The following is a 23,159-nucleotide window of genomic DNA, read 5'->3' as shown; positions in this document are numbered from 1 at the left end:
GTTTGTCCGCAATGTGGAAGTTTCGAGCCTGGTTGGGAGCGCCCTTGTTACAAGACGACCTTCTGCCCTGGCGACATCTTCGCATGGGGGTGCGGCATCACAGTCGCAGAAGAGGTGTGAGTGATGGACCAGAAGACCCTCATCGCCATTGTTGTGGTGCTCGCGATCGTTGTCGTGGCCGCCATCGTGATCGGGATGCGTAAACGCAGAAGCCAGCGCCTGAGGGAGCGCTTTGGCCCGGAGTACGAGCGGGCCGTCCACGAGGGGGGAAATCCCGCCAAAGCTGAGTTGGAACTCCTGCAACGCGAGAAGCGGGTGCAGGGCTTCGCGATCAAGACGCTGGCGCCGGAGACGCGGCAGGCTTACGCACAGCAATGGTCTGACGTGCAGCGGCGGTTTGTGGATGATCCCGCCATGTCTGTTACGGAGGCCGATACGCTGGTGAATCGGGTGATGGGGGCGTTGGGTTATCCCATGGCCGACTTCGATCAGCGCGCCGCAGACATTTCAGTCAATTACCCCGCGGTCGTCCAGAACTATCGGTCGGCCCGCAACCTTGCACAACGGCATGCGCGCGGCCAGGCCGGGACGGAGGACCTTCGTCAGGCAATGGTTTATTACCGGTCGCTGTTCGAGGAACTGCTCGGCAGCCAGAATTCCGCAGCAACATCAAGAGGAGTGATTCATGAGCGAGCTTCGTAGAAGCGAAGAGAGACTTTCAACCGCCGATATCGTCAACCCGCGACGCCCTGAGCCCGTCAACCCCGCGGTTTCGGACGCTGCTGAAATGCGCGATCGTCAACTGGACCGGGAGCGGCAGCCGGTGGCGCCTCGAGGACCGGTGGCGTCCAACCAGGCGACCGCGACCGCGGAGCCGGCCACGGCCGGGCAGCCCATGGTATCGGGACAGCGGCCTGCGGGGAATCCGACGGCTGCTGCGACCAGGCCGGCTGCTGCGACCGGGCCGGCTGCTGCGCCCTCACAGGCGGCGACAGGCACCCACGCTATTGCGGCAGCCGGACAGGCGCAGCACAACGCGCTGTTTCCGCAGGATGAGTTGCAGAACTTCCGCGGGCGCTGGGACCAGGTACAGACGTCTTTTGTGGATGAGCCGCGTGCCGCGGTGGAGCAGGCAGACAGCCTGGTGGCCAGCGTGGTGAAGCGCATTGCCGAGCAGTTTGCCAATGAGCGCGAGCAGTTGGAGAAGCAGTGGGATCGCGGCGATAGCGTGAATACGGAAGATCTGCGTCAGGCGCTGAAGCGCTATCGTGCGTTCTTCGATCGGCTGCTGTCGTTCTAGGTGAAACCGTGCAAGAGGGCTCCGCTTTCGAGCGGGGCCTTTCTTTTGGTTTCGGACGGCCACGGGAGAGATAGGCAGGTGCGGGAAGGATTCAGGTGGTGCGGGTGCCCTGGTGGAAGCGCATGCGCCATTCGCCCTCGTGGCGGACCCAAATGGAACTGCGCAGGCTGCAGACCAGGCGCTCGCCGGTTTTGGGTTCGGTGCGGACGGTGCGATAGGTGACGAGGGCGACCTTTTCGGCGAGGAAGTTGACCTGGAATTCTTCGATGGCGGGCGGCTGAAAGCTGGTCTCGCAGGCCAGCATCTCGATGATGGACTTGCGCGTCCAGATGCGGCCCGAGGAGCCGAACTCGAGGAAGTCCTCGGCCAGGAGCTGGCGCAGGCGATCGCCATCGTGGCGCACGGCGGAATCGAGGAGGGATTGTTCCAGGCGCCGGAGCTGGGAGGCGGCGCGTTCGCTACTTCGTCCAGATGGGTCGGATTTGGTCATTTCCTGTGCGGGTTCCTCATTTCAGGTACTGATCGAACTGGCTGAGAATGCGGTTGAACAGGTGGGTGCGGACGTCAGGGCCGGCGATGGAGTGGGTCTTGCGCGGGTAGAGCTGGAGGTCGTAGGGCAGTCCGGCCTCGATGAGTTTCTGAATGAACTGGACGGTATTTTCCATGTGCACGTTGTCATCGCCGGTGCCGTGCACCAGCAGCAGATGGCCCTTGAGGTCAGCGGCCGAGTTCACGACGGAGAAGTCTTTATACCCCGCGGGAAAGTCAGAGGGCTGGCTCATGTAGCGCTCAGTATAGATCGAATCGTAGTTTCGCCAATCAGTAACCGGAGCGACGGCAACGCCAGCCTTGAAGCGATCGGAATGGGTCATGGCATAGAGGGTGAAGGTACCGCCCCAGCTCCAGCCCCACCAGCCGAGGCGATTTTTGTCGAGCTGAGGGTATTGGGCGAGGGCGGCGTCGACGGCGGCGAGCTGGTCTTCAAGCTGCACCGGGCCGAAGTTGTGCCAGGCGGCCTGCGCGAAGTCGCGCCCGCGGTGGGCGGAGCCGCGGTTATCGGCGTGGAGAACGGCGAAGCCGTGCTGGGTGAGGAGTTCGTCGAAGAGCAGATCGTCGGACCAATCGTTGGTGACGGTCTGAACGCCGGGGCCGCCGTAGGGATTGACGATGAGGGGGACGGAGGCGGCGGCGGTCTGGGTGGCGGGCAGCAGGAGCGTGGCGTGGAGGGTGGAGCCGTTTTTGGCTTTGACCTCAAGGCTTTTGGGCTCGCGGAGCTTGAAGGGCTCAAGGCCGCGATTGGACCAGAAGAGGCGGCAATCGCCGCCGGTCTTGCAGAGGCTGAGCTCGGGCGGGGTAAGGGTGGTGGAGTGCCGGTCAACGAACTCCGCGCCGGAGGGGGAGAAGTTGAGGTCGTGGTAGCCGGGGGTGGTGGTGAGCTGCTTGCGCTGGCCGTCGAAGCCGACCTGCCAGAGCTGCTGTTCGAGGACGTTGTTTTCGTTGGAGGTGTAGTAGACGAGTTTGTGCGCGGCGTCGATGAGGGAGACGGCGGTCACGTCCCAGTCGCCGTGGGTGAGCTGGGTGACTTCAGGCGGCGCGGTGGACATGGGGTTGTGCTGGTCGTAGCGATAGAGATAGAGGTGGTTGTGGCCGTCTTTCCAACAGCTGAGGATGATGGCGCCGTCGCCGACTGAAACGTCGTAGTCCTCGTCGAGGAACTTGTCGTCGCTGATTTCGAGGACCTGGCGGCCCTGGCCGTTGGCGGTATCGACAAAGTCGATGAAGCGGTGCTGATGGTCGCGGCGCACGGTTTCCATCCACAGGATGTGGCGATCGACCCAGCCGAAGCGGGGGACGTAGTCCTGGCCGGGGTGGATAGGCATGCGGATCCAGTTGATGTGGCCGCCGCCGGAGGTGCCGGTGATGCCGATGCGGACGTCGGGGTTGAGGTCGCCGGGCTGGGGGTAGTGCTGCATGTCGACGGTGGCGTGGGTGGGGATCCAGTCGGTGATGGGGTAGAGGGGGACCTCGGTTTCGGTCATCTGCAGGAAGGCGATGTTTTTGGAATCGGGCGACCAGAAGTAGTTGCTGCGCACGTCGAGCTCTTCCTGGTAGACCCAGTCGACTTCGCCGCAGGTGGTGGTGGGATTGGGGGCATTGGCGATGGCGTAGGAGCCGCTGTTGCCGAAGTCGTGGGGGTGGACGACGCTGAGGCCGTGATTGCGGACGAAGGAGATGGTGTCGCCATTGGGAGAGAATTTGGGGTCGTCGCCGGAGGCGGTCTCGGTGAATCCGATCTGGATGCCGGTGCCGTTGCCGAGGTCGTAGAGCCAGAAGCGGCCATTGGAGTCGAAGAGGAGGTGTTTTGAATCCGGAGCCCAGAGGTAGCTGGCCATCTTGTAGCGGTCGCGGTGGTCCTTGTCCTGCTCGGATGCCTGGGCGCCGGCGAGGGCGGCGAGCTTGGAACGGCTGACGAGGACATGGGGCTTGCCGGTCCCGGGGTCGAGATCGATGAGTTCGCCGCCGTCGAGGTAGGTGAGGTGCTTGCCGTCAGGCGACCAGGTGAGGCCTTCAGGGGGACTGCCGGCGAGGGAACCATGAGCGAAGATGCGCTCGACTGTGAGAGGGATCCCGTTTTGCGCGAAGACGGGCGCGGCGAAGAAGGCAAGAGCCAGAATGGTCGGAACCGGTGTGAGGCGACTCACGGGAATCCTCCGCGGGCGGACCCTGAAGGTCGCGTAGCCGCCGGAAATGATGTTCAGGACCTTTCAGGCAGTTTAAATCAGGGGTGGCCGGGCGCCTGCGGCGCGGCGGTCCGAAGTGCTTAGGTGCCGGGTCAGGCGGGTGGGTGCAACCGCGCAATCAGCCATTTGATGGCCTGTGATTCGTCCTCGATTTCGGTGCGCAAGGCGGCGGTGATGACCGGAAGGGACGACTTGAAACCCTCGAGCCGAACGGCGTCCTTCTCAGTGGTGAGCAGGACGCTGGCGCCGCAGCGGGTCGCCTGGGTGGTGAGCCGGTCCAGATCGGCCGGCGTGTAGCGGTGATGATCGGGGAAAGCCCTGGTCCGTGCGGTGTCGACGGAGGCTTTGCGGAGTCCGTCGAAGAACTGTTGGGGGCGGGCAATGCCGCAGAAGGCCAGCACGGGTGCGTCTACCGGGGGGATGTCCATGTGGCGGCGCAGGCGCCAGACGGGGCCGAGCCATCCTCCTTTCCGAAGTTCGGATTCGACTTCGGGCTCGTCTGCCGCGATCGCGATGACGTGGGCGCGGACGGTTGCATGCAAGGGCTCGCGGAGATTGCCGGCTGGAAGCAGGCTGTCGCGCAGGTCGCGCGCGCTCAGCAGCAGAATGTTTACGTCGCGATGGAGCTGGCGATGCTGGAAGCCGTCGTCGAGGAGGTGGACGGTGCTGCTGGCGGGGGCGGCTTCGGATTCGGCGAGCAGGCCGGCCTGGTAGCGCTGGGGCGCGACGTACACGGGGATGCCGGCGTGGCGGGAGATCAGAAGGGGTTCATCGCCGAACAGATCCGCGGTTGCATCGGGGCGCACGCGTGCCGCGGCTTTACCGGTTCTCCCATAGCCGCGGGAAAGCACATCGACGGATACGCCGCGCGCCGTCAGCGCCTGTGCCAGTGCGATGGTCAGGGGTGTTTTGCCTGCTCCGCCAGTGGACAGATTGCCGATGCTGATGACCGGAAAGCGCAGGCGGCGGATCGGCTCGGGTCCGGCGGCAAGCCGATGCTCGCGCAGCGCGAGCCCGATGCGATAGAGAGGCGTAAGCGGCGTGAGCAACGAGCGAAGGCTCATGCGCCGCGCCCCGCCGCTGCCGTAGAGCTGTTAACCAAGGCGCCGATGGCCTCCACGCAACGCGCGGTTGCACCTGACTGCTGCTCGAAGACTCGGCGGGCGCGCTCGCCGACAGCGCGGGCTTCCTCGCTGTCGCCGAGCAACTCATCGAGCACCGGCCACAGGTTTTCCTTGTGGGCAATGCGCACCGCATCCTGTGCCCGCAAGTCCTCTGTGATGGCGCGGAAGTTGGCATAGTGGGGGCCCATGACGATGGGCACGCCGAACTGCGCCGGTTCGAGGGGATTGTGGCCGCCGGCCGGCACCAGACTGCCTCCCACGAAGGCAACGGCGGCGACCGAGTAGACAGAGGCAAGCTCGCCGATGGTATCGAGAAGCACGATCTGCCCGGGCGCGAGCATGCGGAGAGATTCCGCGGGCTTGCCCTTCCAGGACGACCGCCGCACCCAGGGAACGGCGCTCGCATCGAGCAGGGCGGCCACATAGTCGAAGCGCTCAGGATGGCGCGGCGCCAGCACGGTGATCAGGGCCGGATACTGCGGAAGCACGGAGCGGTGCGCGCGAATGACGGCCGACTCTTCGCCTTCCAGGGTGCTGCCCGCCACGAGGAAGCGCGCGTCCGGCGCCAGCCTTTGCAACAGGTGCGCGGCCTCCGCCTCCTGGACGGCGCGCACGTCGAACTTGAGATTTCCGGCCACGCTCACGCGCTGCGGGGGACAGCCGAGCGCACGCAGCCGCTCGGCATCGAGCTCACTCTGGGCCAGCACCGTGGAGAGCCGCGACAAAAATCCTTTCCACAACGCGCGCAGCCGCCGGTAGCGGGGCCAGGAGCGGTCAGAGATGCGCGCATTCACCACGGTTACGGGAATGCCGCGGGCGAAACAGCCCGCGAGCAGGTTGGGCCAGAATTCGGTCTCGGCCAGAATGAGCATCTCCGGCCGGAGGGCGTCGAGACAGGCGCGCGTGGCCCAGGGCAGGTCGAGGGGCGCGTAGAACACGCGGTCCGCTCCGAACCGCTGCCGGGCCAGGTCCTGCCCGGTGCGCGTGGTGGTTGATATGAGAATGCGATGGGAGGGGAGCGCGCGGTCCAGCTCAGCGACGAGGCGCGATACGGCGAGCACCTCGCCGACTGAAACGGCGTGCAGCCAGATGACGCGCGCTTCCGCGATACTGCTCAACTGCGTGGGAATGCGGCCGAGGCGCTCGCGTAAACCTTCGCGGTATTTGCGGGTGGTGGCCATCCGCCACAGCCACCAGGGGGCGCTGAGCACCAGGCTTATGAAAAGCGCCACGTTGTAGAGAAGCAGAATCATGCAAGAGGGGGTGGTGCCTGCTGCGGAGTCCTCGCCCGCCAGTAGCGGGGCGGAGGTCTCGCGGGGTTGAACCACGTAAAGATTTCCGCAGGAGGCGCCAGAAATTCGGAAACCAACTCCGCGTTCCTGCGGTCTAACCCTACGATGATACAGTCGAACCCGATGAGGCTCTTCCGTCGCATCTCCTTTCTGCTGCTGTTGATACCGGGACCGGTGGTGATGGCGTCCGCCACGGATCACGCTCCGCCCGCGGTGCAGCCCGCCACGGCGTTTGCCGCGGTGGAAGTGCACGACAAGGAGAAGCTTGCCATTGCCGCGGAACCTTACGACACGAAGCTCAAAGCGTCGATCTTCCGCGTGGACTATCTGGCGCACGGGGTGATGCCGGTGCGCCTGGTGATTACCAATAACGGCGACAAGCCGATCTCGCTGCGGGACGCCCGAATCCTCTTCCAGACGGCCGAGGGAGATCGCATTCAGGCTTCAGAGCCCGAGGACGTTGAGCGGCTCATGACGCGGAAGGAGCGCGAGGGCGGCAAGATTCCGCTGCCCGGGCCGTTGCCTCCAATCAAGACCAAGGCGAAGGCCAGCAACAAGGATATCGAAGCCGACTTTAATACGTTTGAGTATGGCGCGCTGGTGGTGGAGCCGCACACCACGCGCGCCGGGTTCCTGTTTTATGACGTGTCGCAGCTGGATCATCCACTCAAGGGCGCGAAGCTGCATCTGCACAAGCTCCGCGATGCGGAGGGGAATGAGCTGTTCTATTTCGAGATTCCGTTCGATAAGTATCTGCAGTCGAAATCGAGCCAGATGGACTGAGGGGGCCCTGCGGCGCGGGCCGGGCGGGGCGGACGCGGCCGTCGCGCTACTCGTAGTAAGTCGCCGAGGTAGTGTCGGTTTCCCAGATGGTGCAGTCCTTCACGCGCACGCGGCCGCCGGTCATCGCGGCCAACTGCTCGCTGGTCTGGTCGAAGAAGTAGCGGGCAATGTTTTCGGCCGAGGGATTGATGGTCGTGAACGGCTCCAGGTCGTTGAGCATCTGGTGGTCAATGCGGTCGATGACCGGGCGCATGACCTGCTTCAGCATTTTGAAGTCGAGCAGCAGGCCGGCGGGGTCGAGTTCGCGGCCCACCAGCGTCACGCGCACCTTGTAGTTGTGCCCGTGCGGGTTCTCACAGCGGCCGTGATAGTTACGGAGGTAGTGCCCGGAAGAAAAGCCGGCCTCCACGTTGACTTCGTACATGAACCTTTGACCCGTCCGCGGGAAGTATCCCTCTGCTGTTGATTTTAGTTCCTGAACCGGAAGCGCGAGGGATGGACGGCGGCGAGGTCTACCGATCGCGGTCGCGGCGTTTCTCCCGGGCGGCCAGGCGAGCGGCTTCATTGCGGCGGTCCACCTGCTCAAACAGGTTGGTCATGACGCCGACGAAGGCCGACACCAGCCCCGCCAGCAGCAGAAACAGGGCGATGGTTCGCCACATTGAGGCGTTGGCCGGCAATCCGGGCTGAAAGTTGGCGGGCACAAACGACATCCCCGCGGAGAGCAGCGCGAAGAAGCCCAGCGTGGCGCCGAGGATGTAAAAGTTTCGAGACATGATGGCAGGAAGCCCTGATGCCATTGTACGATCAGTCTCAATCAAGCAGCTGTGTCGAGTTGATTACCGGGACGCCCGCGCGGGCAAGCTCAGCCTCCATGCGCGTGGCGGAGCCGTTGAGATCGATGGCGCGAGAGGCATCGCGGATGACAACCGCCTCGAAGCCCAGCGTGCGCGCATCCAGCGCCGAGTAGGCCACGCAGTAGTCGAATGCCAATCCCACAGCAAACACGCGACTGATGTTGCGTTCCCGCAAATAGCCACCCAGTCCGGTGGGGGTGGTGCGGTCGTTCTCGAAGAAGGCGGAGTAGGAGTCGATGTGGGGGCGGAAGCCTTTGCGCAGAACGAGTTCGGCCTGCGGCAGGCTTAAATCTGGGTGAAATTCGGCGCCCCGGGTGCCCTGCACGCAGTGGTCGGGCCAGAGTGTCTGCTCGCCGTAGCTCACTGCGACGGTTTCGAAAGCTTGCTTGCCGGCATGCGCATGCGCGAAGGAGGCGTGGTGGGGGCTGTGCCAGTCCTGGGTGAGGAGGATGTGGTCGAAGAGGGGGGCGAGGCGATGGATGACGGGTATGACGGCATCGCCGTCAGGTACGGCGAGGGCGCCACCGGGGCAGAAGTCGTTTTGCACGTCGATGACGAGGAGGATGTCGGAAGAGGTGATCTGCATGGATCGCTCCCGTTCAACCAGTCCCGCCTGGCTCATGCCGCGTCTTACCATCGCAATGCGCAGCCGATTGCCCGCCGCCCGATCAGCCCGGGCGATGGTGTCATGTCGCGAGTGTACCGCGCGAGGTACTTCGCTGCGAGGTCTTCCCGGGATTTTGCGTCATTGGTCGCCTTGCAGTTCATTGCGCAGCATATGAGCTGCGCAGCCGCTGTATGCGTATCCGTGATCACCGAGAAAGTGGTGCCTCGTTCCCTCTAGAATCGGACCAGCATGAGTACTGTCTTTCCGCAGCTGGCCTGGTGGGATATTGCCGATCCGTCGAATTCCGAGCTGGATGAGCTGGCTCGGCGCTTCGATTTGCACGAATTGCAGATCGAGGACTGCCGGCATCGGCCGCAGCGGCCCAAGGCCGAGGAGCACGAGAACTATCTCTTCGCCATCCTGAAGCATGTGCATAACGAGGGGGAGCTGCGGTTTGACGATGTGGACCTGTTTCTGGGGCGCGACTTCCTGATCAACGTGCGGGATCGCGATTCCGCGATGATTGCGCAGGTGAAGGCGCGGGCGGAGCAGGAGCAGATCACGAGGCTGGATCGGCTCTTTTACCTGATCGTGGATGAGATCGTGGACGGGTACCAGCCGGTGCTGGACAAGATTGCCGAAGAGATTGGCGATATTGAAGACGTGGTTCTCGACCGGCCGGAGCCGGAGACGCTGGCGCGGATCTTTTCGCTGCGGCGCAAGCTGGTGGATTTTCGCCGCGTGGCGAGCGGCATGCGCGAGGTGATCAACACGCTGGTGCGCCGGGAAGGGGGAGTGCTGGCAGACGATCTCGATCCCTACTTCCGCGACGTGTACGACCACGTGATCCGCACCGTGGACATGATTGAGACGTATCGCGACCTGTTGTCGGGGGCACTCGATATTTACCTCTCGGCGGTAGCCAACAGGACCAATGAGGTGATGAAGGTACTGACCATCTGGGGCACGGTGGCGCTGCCGCTGGTGATCATCACGGGGTTCTTTGGAATGAATCTGAAACTGCCCTGGGTGAACGATCCGTACGGGACGGATTACGCGGTGGGGCTGATGGCGTTGTCGACGGTCGCTGTGCTGGTGTACTTCAAGACGAAGAAGTGGTTCTAGAGCGGCTGCGGGGGTCGAGTGCCCTTTCTGATTCGGAGAGGGTCGGCATTTTCCTGAGGAGATGCCACTTCGCTGCGTGGTTCCAGGGTAGAGCAACTCTGAAACCGCAATAGCCGAGGGGCAGCGTGCAGCAGCCAGAGTGACGGGGTGGGGCGGGCATGCGGTTCAGGCCAGGCGGCTTTCGCTCAGGTCCAGTTCGCGCTCCAAATCGCGGTAAAGGCCGTCGCCGATGCGCCCATTGGCGCGCAATTGGCTGAGTTCGGCGCGTTCCCGGCGAATGGTATCGAGCAGCACGCGTTCCATGGTCAACCCGGGTTGAGGCTCCGCCGGGTCGCCACCGGGGCCGCATGGATCGATTTCGGTGAGCTTGTGTTCGTACTGGTGCTGCAGGTCCTCATAGAGGTGGCGCTCCTGGTCGTCGCTGGCGGACTTGCCGCGCTCCTCGAGGAAGCCGATGGCTGCGTGGAGCAGCAGGCGGCGGGCTTCTCCTTCTTCGCAGAGTCCGGCGCCGGCTTGAGCCAGGCCGACCCGGCGCACGATGGAGGGCAGCGAGACGCCTTGAAACACGATGGTCACGACGATCAAGGCGAAGGTAAGGAAGATGATGAAATCGCGTTGCGGGAATGGGCTTCCGTCGCCAAGCGTGAGGGGCAGTGAGTTGGCTGCGGCCAGGGCCACCACACCGCGCATTCCGGTCCAACCTATGATGAAGAGCTGGTTGAGGCCGGGCATGGGGTAGCTCTGGCGAAGGATGCGGGTACGGATCCACCAGGCGGCGCGCGCACCGGGGAACATCCATGCGAGGCGGAGCGCAATGAGTACGGCTGAGAAGGCCAGCGCTACCGCGATGTCGTCGAGCCTGCTTCTGCCCTTCATGCCGGCCAGTACATGGGGAAGTTGCAGGCCGAGAAGGATGAAGACGAAGCCGTTCAGCAGGAACTCAAGGGCATCCCACACGGCGATGGTCTGGAGCCGGACCCGTGGTGAAAACAGCCGCGAACTCTGCCGGCTGACGAGCAGTCCGCAGGAAACGACGGCGATGACGCCGGAAGCTCGAACTGCGTCGCCGGCGAGATAGGCAACGTAGGGGACGACCAGCGAGAGGGCGATCTCCACGGGGCCGTCGTCCACCCAGCGCTCCAGCGAGGTAACCGCAAAGCCGATGAGGACTCCTACGAGGACGCCGCCGACCGTGAGCCAGGCAAACTGGAGCAGGCCATGCATGATCGAGGGCGGAGTTCCGTTCACCACCATATCCAATCCGAACTGGAGGGCGAGCAGGCCGGTTGCGTCGTTGAGCAAGCTTTCGCCTTCAAGAATGTCGACGATCTGCTGCGGCATGCCGACTTTACGGGCGATGGAGGTTGCGGCGACCGCATCTGTGGGGGAGACTACGGCGCCGAGCAGGAAGCCAAGTCTCCAGTCAAACCCCGGCAGCCACCACCGCGCCGCGAAGGCTACCGCGATGGCGGTGAAGAAGACGAGGAAGACGGCCAGGCCGGCGATGGAAACCAGGTTGTATTTGAACTCGCGCCACGACGTCTGCCAGGCCGCGATATAGAGAAGCGGCGGCAGGATGACGATGAAGACCAATGAAGGCGGCAGGACGATTCTGGGCACATGCGGAATGAGGGAGCAGAGCAGCCCGAACACCACCAGCGCGATGGGGTAGGAGACGGCAAAGCGGCGCGCCAGGCCAGCCACCGCGGCCACGGCGCACAAGAGTCCAATCAGCAGGACCACTACATAATCCACATGATCCATGGGGGAGCCAGGCCTCCGTTGCGTGGTACTTCTCTTTATATTGGAGTGGCCCGGGGTGAAGACCGAATGCTGGTTCGAGGCGCCAGGCTCACTTCTGGAGGAAGCCTTCGAGTTCGAGCCATTCGGCGAAGCGATCAATCCAGTGGTCTGTGGGGATGTTCTGTTTTCGCATGCCGAAGCCGTGGCTGCCTTTCGCATACATGTGGAGTTCGGCGGGCTTGTTTGCGAGCGTCCACTTTCTATAGAGCGCGAGGCTGATGGGCGCAAGGCCGAGGTTATCGTCGGTGGCTGCCGCCAGGAACATGGGCGGGGCGTCGTCGGGGACGGTGAGCTTTGTGAAGTCTTCGCCGCCCGCATAAATGGGGGCGACAAAGGCGGGGCGGCTTTCAGGCTTGTATCCGAAGGCCACACCGGTGGTGACGCCTCCTCCGGCGGAGAAGCCCATGATGCCGACGCGATCGGGCGAGACACCGAACTCGGCTGCATGCCGGCGCACGTAGGTGACGGCCGCCAGGCCATCGGCGACAGCGAGAGGAAGATCCTGGTGGATCATGGCATCGAGCCTGGCGCGGTCGTGGGCCCAAAGGTCTCCAAATTCCTTAGTCGCCTCGGTGTCGGTGGGCGCCAGCCGGTACCTGAGGACGAACGCGGTCATGCCGCGTGCGGCCAGGTAGGTGGCGACATCGTTGCCTTCGCTGTCGATGGAGAGGGCCATGTATCCGCCGCCGGGGCAGACGATGACAGCGCTGCCGCTGTTCTGGCCGTTGGTGGGCTTGAAGACGGTGAGCGTGGGCCGCGTCACATTGGTGACGACGTTGGTGTGCCACGCCTCGGAGAAGTACTGCTTCTCGGTATCGGGTGCGGAAGGGCTCGCGGGGTAAAGCGGGATCACCGTTTGAGCAGGGGTCAGGGGCGCGCATACGATCAGGCAGGCAAGGACGGGAAGGGCGAGCGCTTTCATAGCGGGAGTCTACCAGCGGGGGGCCGGGCGTGCCTGAACTTGAAGATGAGCACCCCGACAAGCCGACATGGCGGGGCCATACGGGTTCTATCGGCAACCCCGAGGTTTCATACGCGGCCCGATTCTGCCTGATACTTAATTCAGCAACACTCCCTGATTGGGACGATCCAGCGAGAACGTTGGTATCTCGATATCGAACCGCTCGCCGGTCTCAGTTTCCATCTGGTATGCCCCGCCCATCATCCCCGACGGTGTGTTGAGGGGCGCGCCACTGGTATATTCATGGCTCTCGCCGGGCTTGAGCACCGGTTGTTCCCCAACAACGCCCTCTCCCTTGACTTCAGTCAGCTCGCCACGCGAATTCGAGATCATCCAATGCCGGCTCAGTAGTTGCACGGTTTCCCGTCCGTGATTCTCGATGATCACGCGATATGCCCAGAAATACTGCGATTCGTCGGGCGATGATCTGGCGACGAGGTAAGTCGGCTCAACGGTTACCGTGATTGCTCGCGTGGTTGCGGTGTAGTGCGCACGATCTGCCATGACAATAGCTTAGAGCAAACCCTCCTTTACGTGGGCGTTTGAGGGAGTGCCACGATCCGCGGCTTATGTCTTTGATGGCGGATGGTTCTCCTCGGCCCCATACCTCACCAACGAACGGTCTCACCACATGCTCCAACTTCCATCCGCCAAGGACAGAGTGGAGCAGGGGGCCGATGGCGTACTCAAGCACTTCCGGTAAGGTCAGTCCCATCAACGGGCTTGCCTTCAACGAGGTTATTGGTCAATTTGACCCAATACTCCCTCTCACCTATCAAGAGGTTTTCGCGGTCTCAGCGAAGAAGGATTCGACATCGGTGATGTCGGTGCTGACGCGATAGGGCGGAAGGCTGGCGAGGAAGGTTTGGCCGTAGCGCTGTCGGCGGATGCGCGGATCGAGGAGGACGAGGACGCCGCGATCTTCGAGGGAGCGGATGAGGCGGCCGAAGCCTTGCTTGAGGGTGAGGACGGCTTCGGGGACCTGGTAGTCGAAGAAGGGCTTGCCGCCGGCTTCTTCGATGGCTTGCATGCGGGCCTGGACGACGGGGTCGTTGGGGACGGCGAAGGGGAGGCGGTCGATGATGACACAGCTGAGTGCTTCGCCCTGCACGTCGACGCCCTGCCAGAAGCTTGATGTCCCGAAGAGAACGGAGTTGGGGGTGTTGCGGAACTCGTCAAGGAGGGCTTTGCGGGGGGCGGTGCCGTGCAGGAGGATGGGCCAGTCGAGCACCGGCAGCAGGAGCTCGTACACAGCGCGCATCTGGCTGTAGCTGGTGAAGAGGCAGAATGCGCGGCCTTTGGAGATGTCGAGAATGCGGCGGATTTTTTCGGCGGCGGCAGCGGGGAAATCCGGCTCGCGGGGGTCGGGCATCTCAGGGGGCAGATAGAGGAGCGCCTGCTCGCCGTACTTGTAGTGCGAGGGGACGACGAGCTGGCGCGCTTCAGTCAGGCCGAGCCGCTTGCGCATGTGCTCGAAGCCACCGTTTACGGTGAGGGTGGCGGAGGTGAGCACGACGGATGGGATGGTTTCGAAGACCAGGTCGTGCAGCAGCTCCGAGACATCAATGGGGGTGGCCTGGACGAAGGTGGTGCGGCTCTGCTGGCGGCCCAGTTTGGCAGCGCCGTCGCGCTCATTGCCTCCCCAGGCGCGGCGCTCGAGCCAGTAGACGATGTTGGACGCGTTCGACTCCATCAGGAACTCGAGTTCGCTGCGCAGGCGGCTCACGCGCTTGCGCAGGCCGGGCGCCTCGTCCACTTCTTTGAGGTTGCCGATCTCGTCTTCGATGCGGCGGAGGGTGGAGCGGACGCCGGTGTAGAGATCGCCGCGGGTTTCGAGGAATTCCTCGCGGGCGGTGAAGGGCTGGCGGCCGTCGCCGGCCATGGGCAGCCCGGCGAAGAAGAGGCGGGCGCGGTCACGGAGTTGCCCGGTGAGTGCGGGCAGGCCGAGGGCGCCTTCCTTGCCGCGCAGCATGGTTTCAGTGTCGCGGGCCAGCTCTTCAAAGCGGATGTTTGAGACGGAGAGGCCGAAGTAGTTGGAGGCCACCTCTTCGAGCTCATGCGCTTCATCGAACACCACGGCGGCCGCCTCGGGGAGGATGCCGGCATCGGGGGCGCCGCCCATCTCGCGTTTCACGGCGAGGTCGGCGAAGAAGAGGTGGTGGTTGACGATGATGATGTCGGATTCGAGGGCGCGGCGGCGCATCTCGGTGATGAAGCAGCGTTGATAGCTGGGGCAGGTCTGGCCGAGGCAGGCGTCGCTGCGGGCGTCGAGCTTGGCCCAGACGGCACTGGCCTCGGGGAGACCGGAGAGCTCCGCGCGGTCGCCGGTGTCGGTCTGCTGCTCCCACTCGGCTATCTGCCGGTAGTGGTCGATTTCCTCAAGGCCGGAGAGGATGGGCTGGCTGCGCAGGGTGACGAGTTTGTGCCGGCAGAGGTAGTTGGCGCGGCCTTTCATGTAGCAGACGCGCAGGTCGCCGAGCAGGGTTTCAAGGAAGGGCACGTCGCGGAAGTAGAGCTGATCCTGCAGGGCCTTGGTGCCGGTGGAGATGATGACGCGCTGGCCGGTGCGCAGCGCAGGGAGGAGATAGGCGAGAGTTTTGCCGGTGCCGGTGCCGGCTTCCACGATGAGGTGACGCCGCTCGGCCATGGCGCGCTCCACGGCTTTGGCCATTTCGAGCTGGCCGGGACGGTACTCATAGGGGAGCGGCGAGCCGGCCAGGATACCGCCGGGCGCGAAGAACTCGTGGAGGCTGGGCAGGGTGCGGGTTGGACTGGTGGTGGACGCCATGGGGGCAGGTGCTGTTTCCATCATAGTGAGAGCGCGGAATCTCCGCTCTGGGGTGACGGCGGCGGTTTGCACCCAGTCCAACGCATCCGTATTGTAAAGGCAGGAAACCCGTCTTTGCCGCCGGTTCGCCGCGCGACCGAAAATCGGACTCTCAAGGCGAGTCGGTTCGGGTTGCAGGAGTGATTTGATGTCGTCCGTCGCGCAACAGGCCGCCGCATTGCGCCCGGTGGACCGGCTGCCGTCCGGAAAGCTGCCCCGGGTCCTTATGGCGGGTATCTTCGCGGCGCATCTTGTGGTCCTGCTGGTGGATCGGCACGCCGCCGGCGTCTCCCGGATCTTCACGTCCGCGCTGGTGGCGGTGGCGGGCCTGTGTACATTCTGGCGGGCGCGGCTTTTGCCGTGGCGGGAGCGGCCGACGTGGCTCTGGGCCGGGACGGGGGTGCTGCTGTGGGCGGCGGCGCACTCCATTGAGGTGTTTGCAGGCCACTCGACGGGTGGGAGCGTACTGACGGTAGACGCCTCCGATTTCGTTTACGTGTGTGCCATCTTCCCGCTCCTGATGGCGTTTGCCACGACCCGCGAGACGCAATCGCTGCGCGGCGTGTTTGTGCTGAACTGCGCGCAGACAGGTCTGGCGCTGGTGCTGGCCTGGTACATGCTCTACCGCATGAGCCGCTCGCCGGAGGTTGCGGAAGTCATCATGGGCCGGATCTACGGCGCGGCGTGCGCGCTGCTGGCTGTGATGTCGCTGATGCGGCGTTTCTGCCGGGTGACGGAGGAGGAGCGCCAGGCGCTGCGCTGGATCAGTTTCTTTCTCTGGTCTTATCTGCCCGTTGAGCTGGGGATGGACTACCTGACCCAGTACCGCGGTCTGACGTCTGGCACTCTGCTCGATCTGGCCTGGAGTATTCCTTTTGGGATCGCCGGCTGGTTCGCCCTGGCTCTGCCGCTGAGCGGCACGTCGACCCGGCCGCGCGCCGCCATGAGCACGGCGCGGCTGCTGGTGGAGTGTGCTTGCCCGCTGCTGCTGAACGCCGGCATTTTTGCCCTGGCGGCGGCGGTGATTCGCCAGCATCTGCGTCTGGGGCTCATTGCCATCGGCTGCCTGCTTCTGATCCAGGGCCTGCAGGCGGCGCTGGTGCAGATGAGTTACCTGAACGGCCGCCGCACGCTGCTGGCGCGGGAGAGCGAGCTTCGCGCGGCCAATGCCAGCCTGGAGCAGCTCGCGCTGGTCGATCCGCTCACCGGCATTGCCAACCGACGCCGTTTCGATCATGCATTTCGCGCGGCGTTTCGCCGTGCCAGCCGGCGCCGCCATCCGCTGGCTCTTCTGCTGGTGGATGCCGATTTTTTCAAGAGCGTGAACGACCTTCACGGCCATCCTTACGGCGATGAGTGCCTTGTGGCCCTGGCGGGGGTAATGGCGTGCCAGGCGCGCGGGCCTGACGATGTGGTGGCGCGCATCGGCGGCGAGGAGTTTGTGGTGCTGCTGCCGGATACGGATGCGGACGGAGCCGCGGCGGTAGCGAGGCGGCTGCATGAAGAGGTGCAGAAGCTCGCGCTGCTGAATGAGGCCTCCCCGTTTGGCGGGCGGCTGACCATCAGCATTGGGCTGGCGGCATGGTTTTCCTCCTCCGGCCTTTCGGAGTCTGACCTGATGCGGGCCGCCGATCAGACTCTCTATCGGGCGAAGCAGGGAGGCCGGAACCGCACTGCCTCCGTCCTGCTCGAATCCGCGGAAGTCAGGCCTTCCATCGGATAATGGAATCAGTACAGTCGCGCCGCGCCCATGGCCGTGCCGAGGAGACAGCTTGCCAACGTATCGCCGATCCGTCATTCCCGCCAGCGCCGGCGCGGAGAACCTGCCCGTGGTGGCCATTGTTGGCCGCCCCAACGTGGGCAAGTCCACGTTGTTTAACCGGCTGACCAGGAGCCGCCGCTCCATTGTGGGTGACGAGCCGGGCATCACGCGCGACCGCATCTATGGCGAGTACGACTGGGGGGGGCGGCGCTTCCGTCTGGTGGATACGGGCGGCATTGTTCCTGACGATCCCGAGCTCATTCCGACGGAGATCTTCAGCCAGGCGCGCGTGGCCCTTGAAGAGGCGGACGCACTGATCCTGGTGGTGGATGTGCGGACCGAGTTGGCCAGCCCCGACTACGATCTGGTCCGCATGCTGCAGCGCGGCGGCAAGCCGGTGTTTCTAGCCGTCAACAAGGCGGAGGGCGATGCCATGGCCGCGGCGGCGGAGAACTTCCGCCAGCTCGGACTGCGCGAGGTTTACCCGGTGAGCGCCGAACATGGGCTGGGCATCGGCGATCTGCTGGATGCGGTGTCCGCGGCGATTCCGGAACGCGAACATGCGGTTGCCGAAGAAGAGGCGCCTGGCGAAGAACAGGGGCAAGCGGATGGGGGTGCGGAGACGGAACAGGCCGGGGTGCATCGGACGCACGGCGAGTTCGAGCAGCATGAGACGTCGATCGCGATTATCGGGCGCCCCAACGTGGGCAAATCCACGCTGCTGAACGCGCTGACGGGAACCAGCCGGGCGATTGTCTCGCCGATTGCCGGGACTACGCGCGACGCCGTGGACGAAGTGGTGGAGTTCGAGGGCTCGCAGTTGCGCTTTGTCGATACCGCCGGAATCCGCCGCAAGGGCAAGACGCACCTGATGGCCGAGAAGCTGAGCGTGGTGATGGCGCGCCGGCATCTTGAGGCTGCGGACGTGGCACTGCTGGTGATCGACGCGACGGAGGGCGTTACCTCGTCGGACGCGACGATTGGCGGGTATGCGCATGAATCGGGCCGCTCCGTGATCATCGTCGTGAACAAGTGGGACGCGGTGACGACCGCCCGTACCGATGGAAAGCCGGCGGCGGATCGCGACATTTTCGAGCGCCAGTTGCGGGACGTGCTCAAGTATCTCGATTACGCGCCGCTCCTTTTCCTCTCGGCAAAAGAAGGCAAGGGCATGGGCCGGGTGCTGCGGGAGGTTATGTCGGTGGCGGCGGAGCGCCGCAAGCGGGTCACGACGGGGCAGATGAACCGCTTCCTCGACAAGGTCGACTTCCAGCGCGCGCCGGTGCCGATGGCCAAGCGGGTGCGGATTTTCTACATGACGCAGGCGGCGGTAGCTCCGCCCACGTTTGTGCTGTTTACGGATCGGGATGTGCGGCTGCACTTTGCCTTCGAGCGGTTTTTGCAGAACCAGATTCGCGATTCATTTGGGTTCAAGGGGACGCCGATCTGGTTCAAGGTGAAGGCCAGGAACGCGGATAAAAAAGAAGGATAGGTGCTCCTGCGGATTATTCCACTCGTGGTCATCGCCGCTGGAGTGCTCTGCACGTTCGGGGCGGTATTCCTGCCGATAGCGGAGCGCAAGGCCAAGACACGCCTGGTGGGTTCACTCGGCATCAGGATCGGGCTCTGCCTCGAGTCCATGGTCGCGACTGTCGGGACAAACGAACCTGAATGGCACCGGCTGATCATTCTCGCCGGTTGGCGTTTCGGCTGTTTACGGCACTGCTTAAGCTCCGCCGCGATCCGTTGGGAAGGCGATCCAATCCGCCGGCCGGCGGGATGAGAGTGCGACAGGAATTTGGTCCATGATACCTGCGGAACCGCTCAAGCCGATGCAGAGGAGTGAGCCCGAGCGGTAATCACCGATCGTTGCGCGCCCCGACCAGCCCTGCCGGCGCCACTGCTTTGCCCACCATAAAGCGGCGGACGGGCAGCCCCAGCAGGACCAGGGCGGCGCCGATCAGGGAGGGCACGGTTCGGCTGGCCAGCAGCATGAGCGCAAGCACGCCGCAGCCGCCGATGAAGAGCAGGGGCGCGACCGGGTACCACCATGCCTTCGCCGCCGGTCCGCGGAACAGGGTAGCCGCCGTCAGGGCCAGGAACACCACCGACGAGAAGATGATGAACGCGAGGATGCGGTCAAACGCGCCCAGCATGAGGATCACCAGCGCCATGCCGGTCTGCAGCAGCACGGCGTTGGCGGGCGTGCCGAAGCGGGGATGGAGGCGGGCGAAGATGCGCAGCGGGCCTGAGGGTTCGGCGTTGCCCAGTGCGCAGGTGACGCGCGGCACCGCCATGAAGAGGACCAGCAGGCCTCCGGCCACGCTGAGCACCACGCAGGCCGACAGCACTCTGCCGCCCTCTGGTCCGAACAGCGACGCGCCAAACTGGGCGACGAAGGCGGTGTTGGAACGGATCTGCTCCATGGGCACCACGGCGACAAATCCCAGGCTCACCAGCAAGTAGAGCGCGGTGACCAGCAGGACTCCGCCGGTGAAGGCGATGGGCAGGGTGCGCCGCGGGTTGCGGACCTCGCCGGCGATCTTGCCTGCCTCCCACCAGCCGCCGAAGCAGAAGAAAGCGCTCACGGCAGCGCCGGCAATCGCCGCGCCGAGAGGATCGGAGCCTGCGCGCCGCGCCGCCAGAGGGGCAAGATTTGCGGCAGTCGCGTGGCCCGAGACAAAGGCCCATCCCACCAGTCCCAGCAGCACGGGAATCTTGAGCCAGTTGAGCACGGTCATCAGGCCGCTGGAGAGGCGCATGCCGACGTAGTTGATGGCTCCCAGCGCGGCGATCATCAGGGCCGGCAGCGCTGGAACGAGCCAGAGAGGAACGGGGAACAAGGCCTGCAGATAAGGCACGGTTCCCACGCACAACGACGCCGCCACGCCGGGATACATGACCAGCGCCGCCATCCAGGCATAGAGAAAAGCGATCTGGGGGCCGAAGCCGCGGCGCAGGTAGAGATACTCGCCGCCGTCCTGAGGGTTGCGCACCGCAAGTTCGGTGAAGCAGAGGGCGCCAGCCAGCGTCATCAGCGCCATACCGCACCAGACGGCGGCCAGCAGCGCGGGCGATCCCAGCGAACGCGCCATGGCTGCCGGGGTGAGGAAGATGCCCAGCGAGATGGCCTCGCCTGTGACGACGGCTGTGGCCGCCCACACGCCCATCTGGCGTTCAGTTGGGGAAGATGGCATCGTGTCGTCATCGTACCGGGCACACGGCAGGACGCGCCATCGTACATTCGGTGGAGCGGGGTCCTGACCGGAACGGCCGGGCGCTTAGGGTCAAGATTTCGCGATTGGGGACTACTCTCCCGCTATGAGAAGTTTGCGGCAAGCAGCGCATTCCTATTCGCTCCAACGTCGGCTTGAGGAACCACCCGATCAACGAGTCCAGGGATCGTCAGACATTTTTCGCCGAGGCGGCGTGATCTGGGTGAATGACCTCCGATTCGGAAGTTTCGACCCTTGATTGTGCGCTGATCGCCTGCAGCAGAAGTTCAGCACAAGAGCCGGCAAGGGTGCTGCTGGCGCAGGATTGCTGCCAAAAGCCCTGAACAAACGCCGCGCGTCCGCGCGCTAGGGAAAGCGCGTGGCCGGAGTGGCTGGATTCGGCGGGCCGATGGGGGTGATGTGCTCGCTGGCTTCGGTTTCCGGAATGGTACCGTCGTTCACCTGGACCTCAATGGGCTGGCCCTGGATCACGATGCGCTGCACCACGCTGCCATGCTCCGGGATGCGCACGCGCTGGGTGATGGAGTTCTCCGTGGTGCGCACGCTGACGGGCACCTCGGCGGCCGCGTATCCGCTGTTGGAAATGGTGATGGCGACAACCGTGCTGGAACCCTGAACGGTGGGATAGACCTTGTCGACGGTGAGATCGGGCAGCCCCTTGTCGGCATCCACCCAATCGGCGAAGAACCACTTCAGGTCGTGGCGGGTGCCGGCCTGCTCCACCAGCGATTCGAAGTAGCCCTCCGCGCCCAAGTCCTTCTGCGGATCGTAGGCCCGCAGCGCCGCGGAGAGCGCCGCGTCTCCCGCGATGTCTCGCAGCATCCACAGAACGTAGCCGGCCTTGGTGCGGTAGTAGACGGGGGAGATGGAAGCGGCGAGAGGCTGTCCTGGACCGGCGCCGGGGCTGGCTGGCTCGGCGATGGCAAGAGCGTCACGACCGGACGCAAGGGCGGTGAGAGCCTTGTCGCGGCCCTGCTGCTTTTCGACCCACAGCGTCCCCATGAAGTGAGCCACGCCTTCGCTGAGCCAGGCGCGGGGCGACTGCATCCAGGCATGTGTGAGCGCGTGCGCCAGAATGCCGTCAAGCTGATCGGGAAGGGCGTCACGAAGATTTGTGGCGAGGAGGGCACCGGCTTCAAAGGGGGCATCTTCCCGCTCCGGCAGGTCGAGAAGGGTGAGCTGTGCGCGAGGCTTCTGGCCCAGCCACCCCTGCAGGAAGGGAGTCACTCGCTGCGCCGCCTGGTTCCACAACTGCGCGTTCACTTGGTTGTCCGCGGTGGTCCAGGCAGTCAGGTTCTGGCCCGGGTGACTGGTGCGCTGCGCAACGAACAGGCTGGGCGCCTCAAAGCCCAGTGTGGCGGGCTCGCTCTCTGCCGTGGCTACGCCCGCGACCTCGGGGGTTCCGGCATCCACCACTGCCAACGCGGCGGGATGGCCGTTGATGACGGCGACGGTGGGGGCCTGCTGGTGGGGGAACTCCGTGGTGAGCCGCAGGCGGAAGCGCGCGCCCGCCATGCGCAGCTTGTGCTCGCCCATCTCGTCGAAGAGTTTGGCGCCGTCACCCAGCATGACGGGAACGGAGGATACCGGGTACCAGAGGACGTTGCCGAAGCCGCGCAGCCCGGTGAAGGCGGTGCCGATTTCGTCCCAGTCGGAGTGCAGCGCGACGTCATCGGGCGTTCCAATGGAGAGCAGCCGTTGTGCACTTTTCTCGATCACGCCGGAGTAGGTGGCGTCGACGGAGAGGGTTGCGCCGGGCGCGAGCGGCACAGCCAGAGAGATGCCGGCTTCGCGCAGGCGGCCGGTATGGTCGGCATCGGAGTTGAGCAGGGCGACCTGGTATAGGGCGTCCTTGCTATTGACGAGAATGCGTTCCCAGTTGAGCGAGGACGAGATCTGCAGCGGCAGATGAGCCAGCGGGACCTTGCCGTCGTTGCGGACGGTCATGATGGCGCGCACGGCCAGTTGGTGCTCGGCGGGGCGCAGATGCACGTCCATGTCGAAGCTGGTGAAGGTGATGGCGGTGCGCTCAGCGTCCTGGGCGGTGGGCCTGGCGGCGGTTTCCGGCGCCTGCTGGGCGGCCGGGCCGGCGGTGCTGCTGGTGTTTCCGTTCTCGTCCGTGGAGCGGGAGAAGACGACCTTGCCCTTATCGCGGGGCGGGTTCTGCCGGGCGGGAGGAGTGGGCGGCGTGGTGGTCTGGGCCGGACTGAGGACGCACGCGAGACAGGCGGTCACAACGGCCGCGTGTCCCAGACGCGCAAAAGAGAACTTCATGGACCACCTGCGGCGGGGCCCACTGGCACCTGCAGTGCGGCCAACTGCGCCTTCGGCGCCAAAGACATCCGTCACGAACCGAGACCTTTCTGTTTCTTCTGCTTGGACGCCCTGGCGGGGCCGGCGGCAGCACCGGCCGTCGCGGCCCGGCGCTGGCGGAACGCTTCATAGAGCACTACCGCGCCGGCTGCCGAAACGTTCAGCGAGCTGACGCCGCCGGCCATGGGGATGCGCAGCAGGTGGTCGCAGGTGCGGCGGACCAGATCGTGCAGGCCGGCGCCCTCGCGGCCGAGGACGAGCACGCAATCGCCGGTGAAGTCGAACCGGTCATAGTCGGTGGCGCCGCGCTCGTCGAGTCCGATGATCCACAGATTGTTGCGCTTGAGCTCCTCGAGGGCGCGGACGAGGTTGACGACGCGGGCGATGCGCAGATGCTCGGATGCCCCGGCGCTGGCCTTCACGGCTAC

Annotated in this window: 20 protein-coding genes; 6 read left to right on the top strand and 14 right to left on the bottom strand. The window is 64.6% G+C overall.

What is annotated here, in order from left to right; genetic code table 11:
• The first annotated feature begins 123 nt into the window (after positions 1–123).
• Both VGL22_RS00100 and VGL22_RS00095 read left to right on the top strand, forming a co-directional pair.
• Positions 124–702 (top strand): hypothetical protein, encoded by a 579-nt coding sequence (locus VGL22_RS00100; RefSeq protein WP_465264832.1) that lies wholly within the window; start codon positions 124–126, stop codon positions 700–702.
• On the top strand, positions 686–1,300 hold the full coding sequence (locus VGL22_RS00095) for a hypothetical protein (RefSeq protein ID WP_465264831.1): 615 nt from the start codon (positions 686–688) through the stop codon (positions 1,298–1,300). Before VGL22_RS00100 ends, VGL22_RS00095 begins: the two co-directional genes overlap by 17 nt.
• A 91-nt stretch (positions 1,301–1,391) precedes the next feature.
• On the opposite strand, the gene VGL22_RS00090 is transcribed toward VGL22_RS00095, so the two are convergent.
• The 4 genes from VGL22_RS00090 to VGL22_RS00075 all read right to left on the bottom strand — a co-directional run bounded on the left by VGL22_RS00090 (position 1,392) and on the right by VGL22_RS00075 (position 6,493).
• Complete coding sequence (locus tag VGL22_RS00090; protein ID WP_465264830.1) at positions 1,392–1,790, bottom strand: nuclear transport factor 2 family protein; 399 nt, start codon at positions 1,788–1,790, stop codon at positions 1,392–1,394.
• A gap of 16 nt (positions 1,791–1,806) precedes the next feature.
• Positions 1,807–4,002, bottom strand: a complete 2,196-nt coding sequence (locus VGL22_RS00085; RefSeq protein WP_465264829.1) for an alpha/beta fold hydrolase — start codon at positions 4,000–4,002, stop codon at positions 1,807–1,809.
• 131 nt (positions 4,003–4,133) lie between these two features.
• Positions 4,134–5,105, bottom strand: a complete 972-nt coding sequence (gene lpxK / locus VGL22_RS00080) for a tetraacyldisaccharide 4'-kinase (RefSeq protein WP_465264828.1) — start codon at positions 5,103–5,105, stop codon at positions 4,134–4,136.
• A complete protein-coding gene (locus tag VGL22_RS00075) occupies positions 5,102–6,493 on the bottom strand; it encodes a 3-deoxy-D-manno-octulosonic acid transferase (RefSeq protein ID WP_465264827.1) in 1,392 nt (463 codons plus the stop codon). Before VGL22_RS00075 ends, lpxK begins: the two co-directional genes overlap by 4 nt.
• Positions 6,494–6,580: 87 nt before the next feature.
• On the opposite strand from VGL22_RS00075, the gene VGL22_RS00070 reads away from it, so the two are divergent.
• Positions 6,581–7,240, top strand: coding sequence for a hypothetical protein (locus VGL22_RS00070; RefSeq protein ID WP_465264826.1), 660 nt, complete (start codon positions 6,581–6,583; stop codon positions 7,238–7,240).
• A gap of 46 nt (positions 7,241–7,286) precedes the next feature.
• Here VGL22_RS00070 and queD read toward each other — a convergent pair whose 3' ends face one another.
• From queD to pncA, 3 genes are all read right to left on the bottom strand, one after another.
• Positions 7,287–7,664, bottom strand: a complete 378-nt coding sequence (gene queD, locus VGL22_RS00065) for a 6-carboxytetrahydropterin synthase QueD (RefSeq protein WP_465264825.1) — start codon at positions 7,662–7,664, stop codon at positions 7,287–7,289.
• 88 nt (positions 7,665–7,752) lie between these two features.
• Positions 7,753–8,016 carry a hypothetical protein gene (locus tag VGL22_RS00060; RefSeq protein WP_465264824.1) on the bottom strand — a complete coding sequence of 88 codons (264 nt, stop codon included), beginning with the start codon at positions 8,014–8,016 and terminating at the stop codon, positions 7,753–7,755.
• 37 nt (positions 8,017–8,053) lie between these two features.
• Positions 8,054–8,683, bottom strand: coding sequence for a bifunctional nicotinamidase/pyrazinamidase (gene pncA, locus VGL22_RS00055; protein ID WP_465264823.1), 630 nt, complete (start codon positions 8,681–8,683; stop codon positions 8,054–8,056).
• Positions 8,684–8,953: 270 nt separating this feature from the next.
• On the opposite strand from pncA, the gene corA reads away from it, so the two are divergent.
• Entirely contained in the window at positions 8,954–9,829 is an 876-nt protein-coding gene (corA, locus tag VGL22_RS00050) for a magnesium/cobalt transporter CorA (RefSeq protein WP_465264822.1), read from the top strand.
• A 165-nt stretch (positions 9,830–9,994) separates the two neighbouring features.
• Here corA and VGL22_RS00045 read toward each other — a convergent pair whose 3' ends face one another.
• From VGL22_RS00045 to VGL22_RS00030, 4 genes are all read right to left on the bottom strand, one after another.
• Positions 9,995–11,593, bottom strand: coding sequence for a Na+/H+ antiporter (locus tag VGL22_RS00045; protein ID WP_465264821.1), 1,599 nt, complete (start codon positions 11,591–11,593; stop codon positions 9,995–9,997).
• Between the two features lie 88 nt (positions 11,594–11,681).
• Positions 11,682–12,554 (bottom strand): alpha/beta hydrolase, encoded by an 873-nt coding sequence (locus VGL22_RS00040; protein WP_465264820.1) that lies wholly within the window; start codon positions 12,552–12,554, stop codon positions 11,682–11,684.
• Positions 12,555–12,689: 135 nt separating this feature from the next.
• Complete coding sequence (gene apaG, locus VGL22_RS00035; protein ID WP_465264819.1) at positions 12,690–13,097, bottom strand: Co2+/Mg2+ efflux protein ApaG; 408 nt, start codon at positions 13,095–13,097, stop codon at positions 12,690–12,692.
• 271 nt (positions 13,098–13,368) lie between these two features.
• Positions 13,369–15,381 carry an ATP-dependent DNA helicase gene (locus tag VGL22_RS00030; RefSeq protein ID WP_465264818.1) on the bottom strand — a complete coding sequence of 671 codons (2,013 nt, stop codon included), beginning with the start codon at positions 15,379–15,381 and terminating at the stop codon, positions 13,369–13,371.
• Between the two features lie 187 nt (positions 15,382–15,568).
• On the opposite strand from VGL22_RS00030, the gene VGL22_RS00025 reads away from it, so the two are divergent.
• On the top strand, positions 15,569–17,143 hold the full coding sequence (locus VGL22_RS00025) for a GGDEF domain-containing protein (RefSeq protein ID WP_465264817.1): 1,575 nt from the start codon (positions 15,569–15,571) through the stop codon (positions 17,141–17,143).
• A 49-nt stretch (positions 17,144–17,192) separates the two neighbouring features.
• Entirely contained in the window at positions 17,193–18,674 is a 1,482-nt protein-coding gene (gene der, locus VGL22_RS00020; protein WP_465264816.1) for a ribosome biogenesis GTPase Der, read from the top strand.
• A 367-nt stretch (positions 18,675–19,041) separates the two neighbouring features.
• Here der and VGL22_RS00015 read toward each other — a convergent pair whose 3' ends face one another.
• From VGL22_RS00015 to VGL22_RS00005, 3 genes are all read right to left on the bottom strand, one after another.
• The gene (locus VGL22_RS00015) at positions 19,042–20,379 is read right to left on the bottom strand and encodes an APC family permease (RefSeq protein ID WP_465264815.1); all 1,338 of its coding nucleotides are present in this window, start codon (positions 20,377–20,379) and stop codon (positions 19,042–19,044) included.
• Positions 20,380–20,763: 384 nt separating this feature from the next.
• Entirely contained in the window at positions 20,764–22,692 is a 1,929-nt protein-coding gene (locus tag VGL22_RS00010; protein ID WP_465264814.1) for a M1 aminopeptidase family protein, read from the bottom strand.
• Between the two features lie 71 nt (positions 22,693–22,763).
• The coding region (locus VGL22_RS00005) for a 23S rRNA (guanosine(2251)-2'-O)-methyltransferase RlmB (protein WP_465264813.1) at positions 22,764–23,159 on the bottom strand (396 nt) is incomplete at its 5' end.

The organism is Occallatibacter sp., from assembly GCF_036502485.1.
In the GTDB taxonomy this organism is placed as follows: Bacteria; Acidobacteriota; Terriglobia; order Terriglobales; family Acidobacteriaceae; genus Telmatobacter.
The sequence above is the reverse complement of the archived record's forward strand: the minus strand, read 5'-3'. Positions and strand labels throughout refer to the sequence as shown.

Bases quoted from the DNA above. Each gene is read 5' to 3' on its own strand.
- VGL22_RS00095 (WP_465264831.1), top strand. From the start codon at position 686: ATGAGCGAGCTTCGTAGAAGCGAAGAGAGACTTTCAACCGCCGATATC.
- VGL22_RS00090 (WP_465264830.1), bottom strand. From the start codon at position 1,790: ATGACCAAATCCGACCCATCTGGACGAAGTAGCGAACGCGCCGCCTCC.
- VGL22_RS00010 (WP_465264814.1), bottom strand. From the start codon at position 22,692: ATGAAGTTCTCTTTTGCGCGTCTGGGACACGCGGCCGTTGTGACCGCC.
- VGL22_RS00015 (WP_465264815.1), bottom strand. From the start codon at position 20,379: ATGCCATCTTCCCCAACTGAACGCCAGATGGGCGTGTGGGCGGCCACA.
- VGL22_RS00045 (WP_465264821.1), bottom strand. From the start codon at position 11,593: ATGGATCATGTGGATTATGTAGTGGTCCTGCTGATTGGACTCTTGTGC.
- VGL22_RS00025 (WP_465264817.1), top strand. From the start codon at position 15,569: ATGTCGTCCGTCGCGCAACAGGCCGCCGCATTGCGCCCGGTGGACCGG.
- apaG (WP_465264819.1), bottom strand. From the start codon at position 13,097: ATGGCAGATCGTGCGCACTACACCGCAACCACGCGAGCAATCACGGTA.
- VGL22_RS00040 (WP_465264820.1), bottom strand. From the start codon at position 12,554: ATGAAAGCGCTCGCCCTTCCCGTCCTTGCCTGCCTGATCGTATGCGCG.
- corA (WP_465264822.1), top strand. From the start codon at position 8,954: ATGAGTACTGTCTTTCCGCAGCTGGCCTGGTGGGATATTGCCGATCCG.
- VGL22_RS00100 (WP_465264832.1), top strand. From the start codon at position 124: ATGGACCAGAAGACCCTCATCGCCATTGTTGTGGTGCTCGCGATCGTT.
- lpxK (WP_465264828.1), bottom strand. From the start codon at position 5,105: ATGAGCCTTCGCTCGTTGCTCACGCCGCTTACGCCTCTCTATCGCATC.
- pncA (WP_465264823.1), bottom strand. From the start codon at position 8,683: ATGCAGATCACCTCTTCCGACATCCTCCTCGTCATCGACGTGCAAAAC.
- queD (WP_465264825.1), bottom strand. From the start codon at position 7,664: ATGTACGAAGTCAACGTGGAGGCCGGCTTTTCTTCCGGGCACTACCTC.
- VGL22_RS00070 (WP_465264826.1), top strand. From the start codon at position 6,581: ATGAGGCTCTTCCGTCGCATCTCCTTTCTGCTGCTGTTGATACCGGGA.
- VGL22_RS00030 (WP_465264818.1), bottom strand. From the start codon at position 15,381: ATGGCGTCCACCACCAGTCCAACCCGCACCCTGCCCAGCCTCCACGAG.
- VGL22_RS00060 (WP_465264824.1), bottom strand. From the start codon at position 8,016: ATGTCTCGAAACTTTTACATCCTCGGCGCCACGCTGGGCTTCTTCGCG.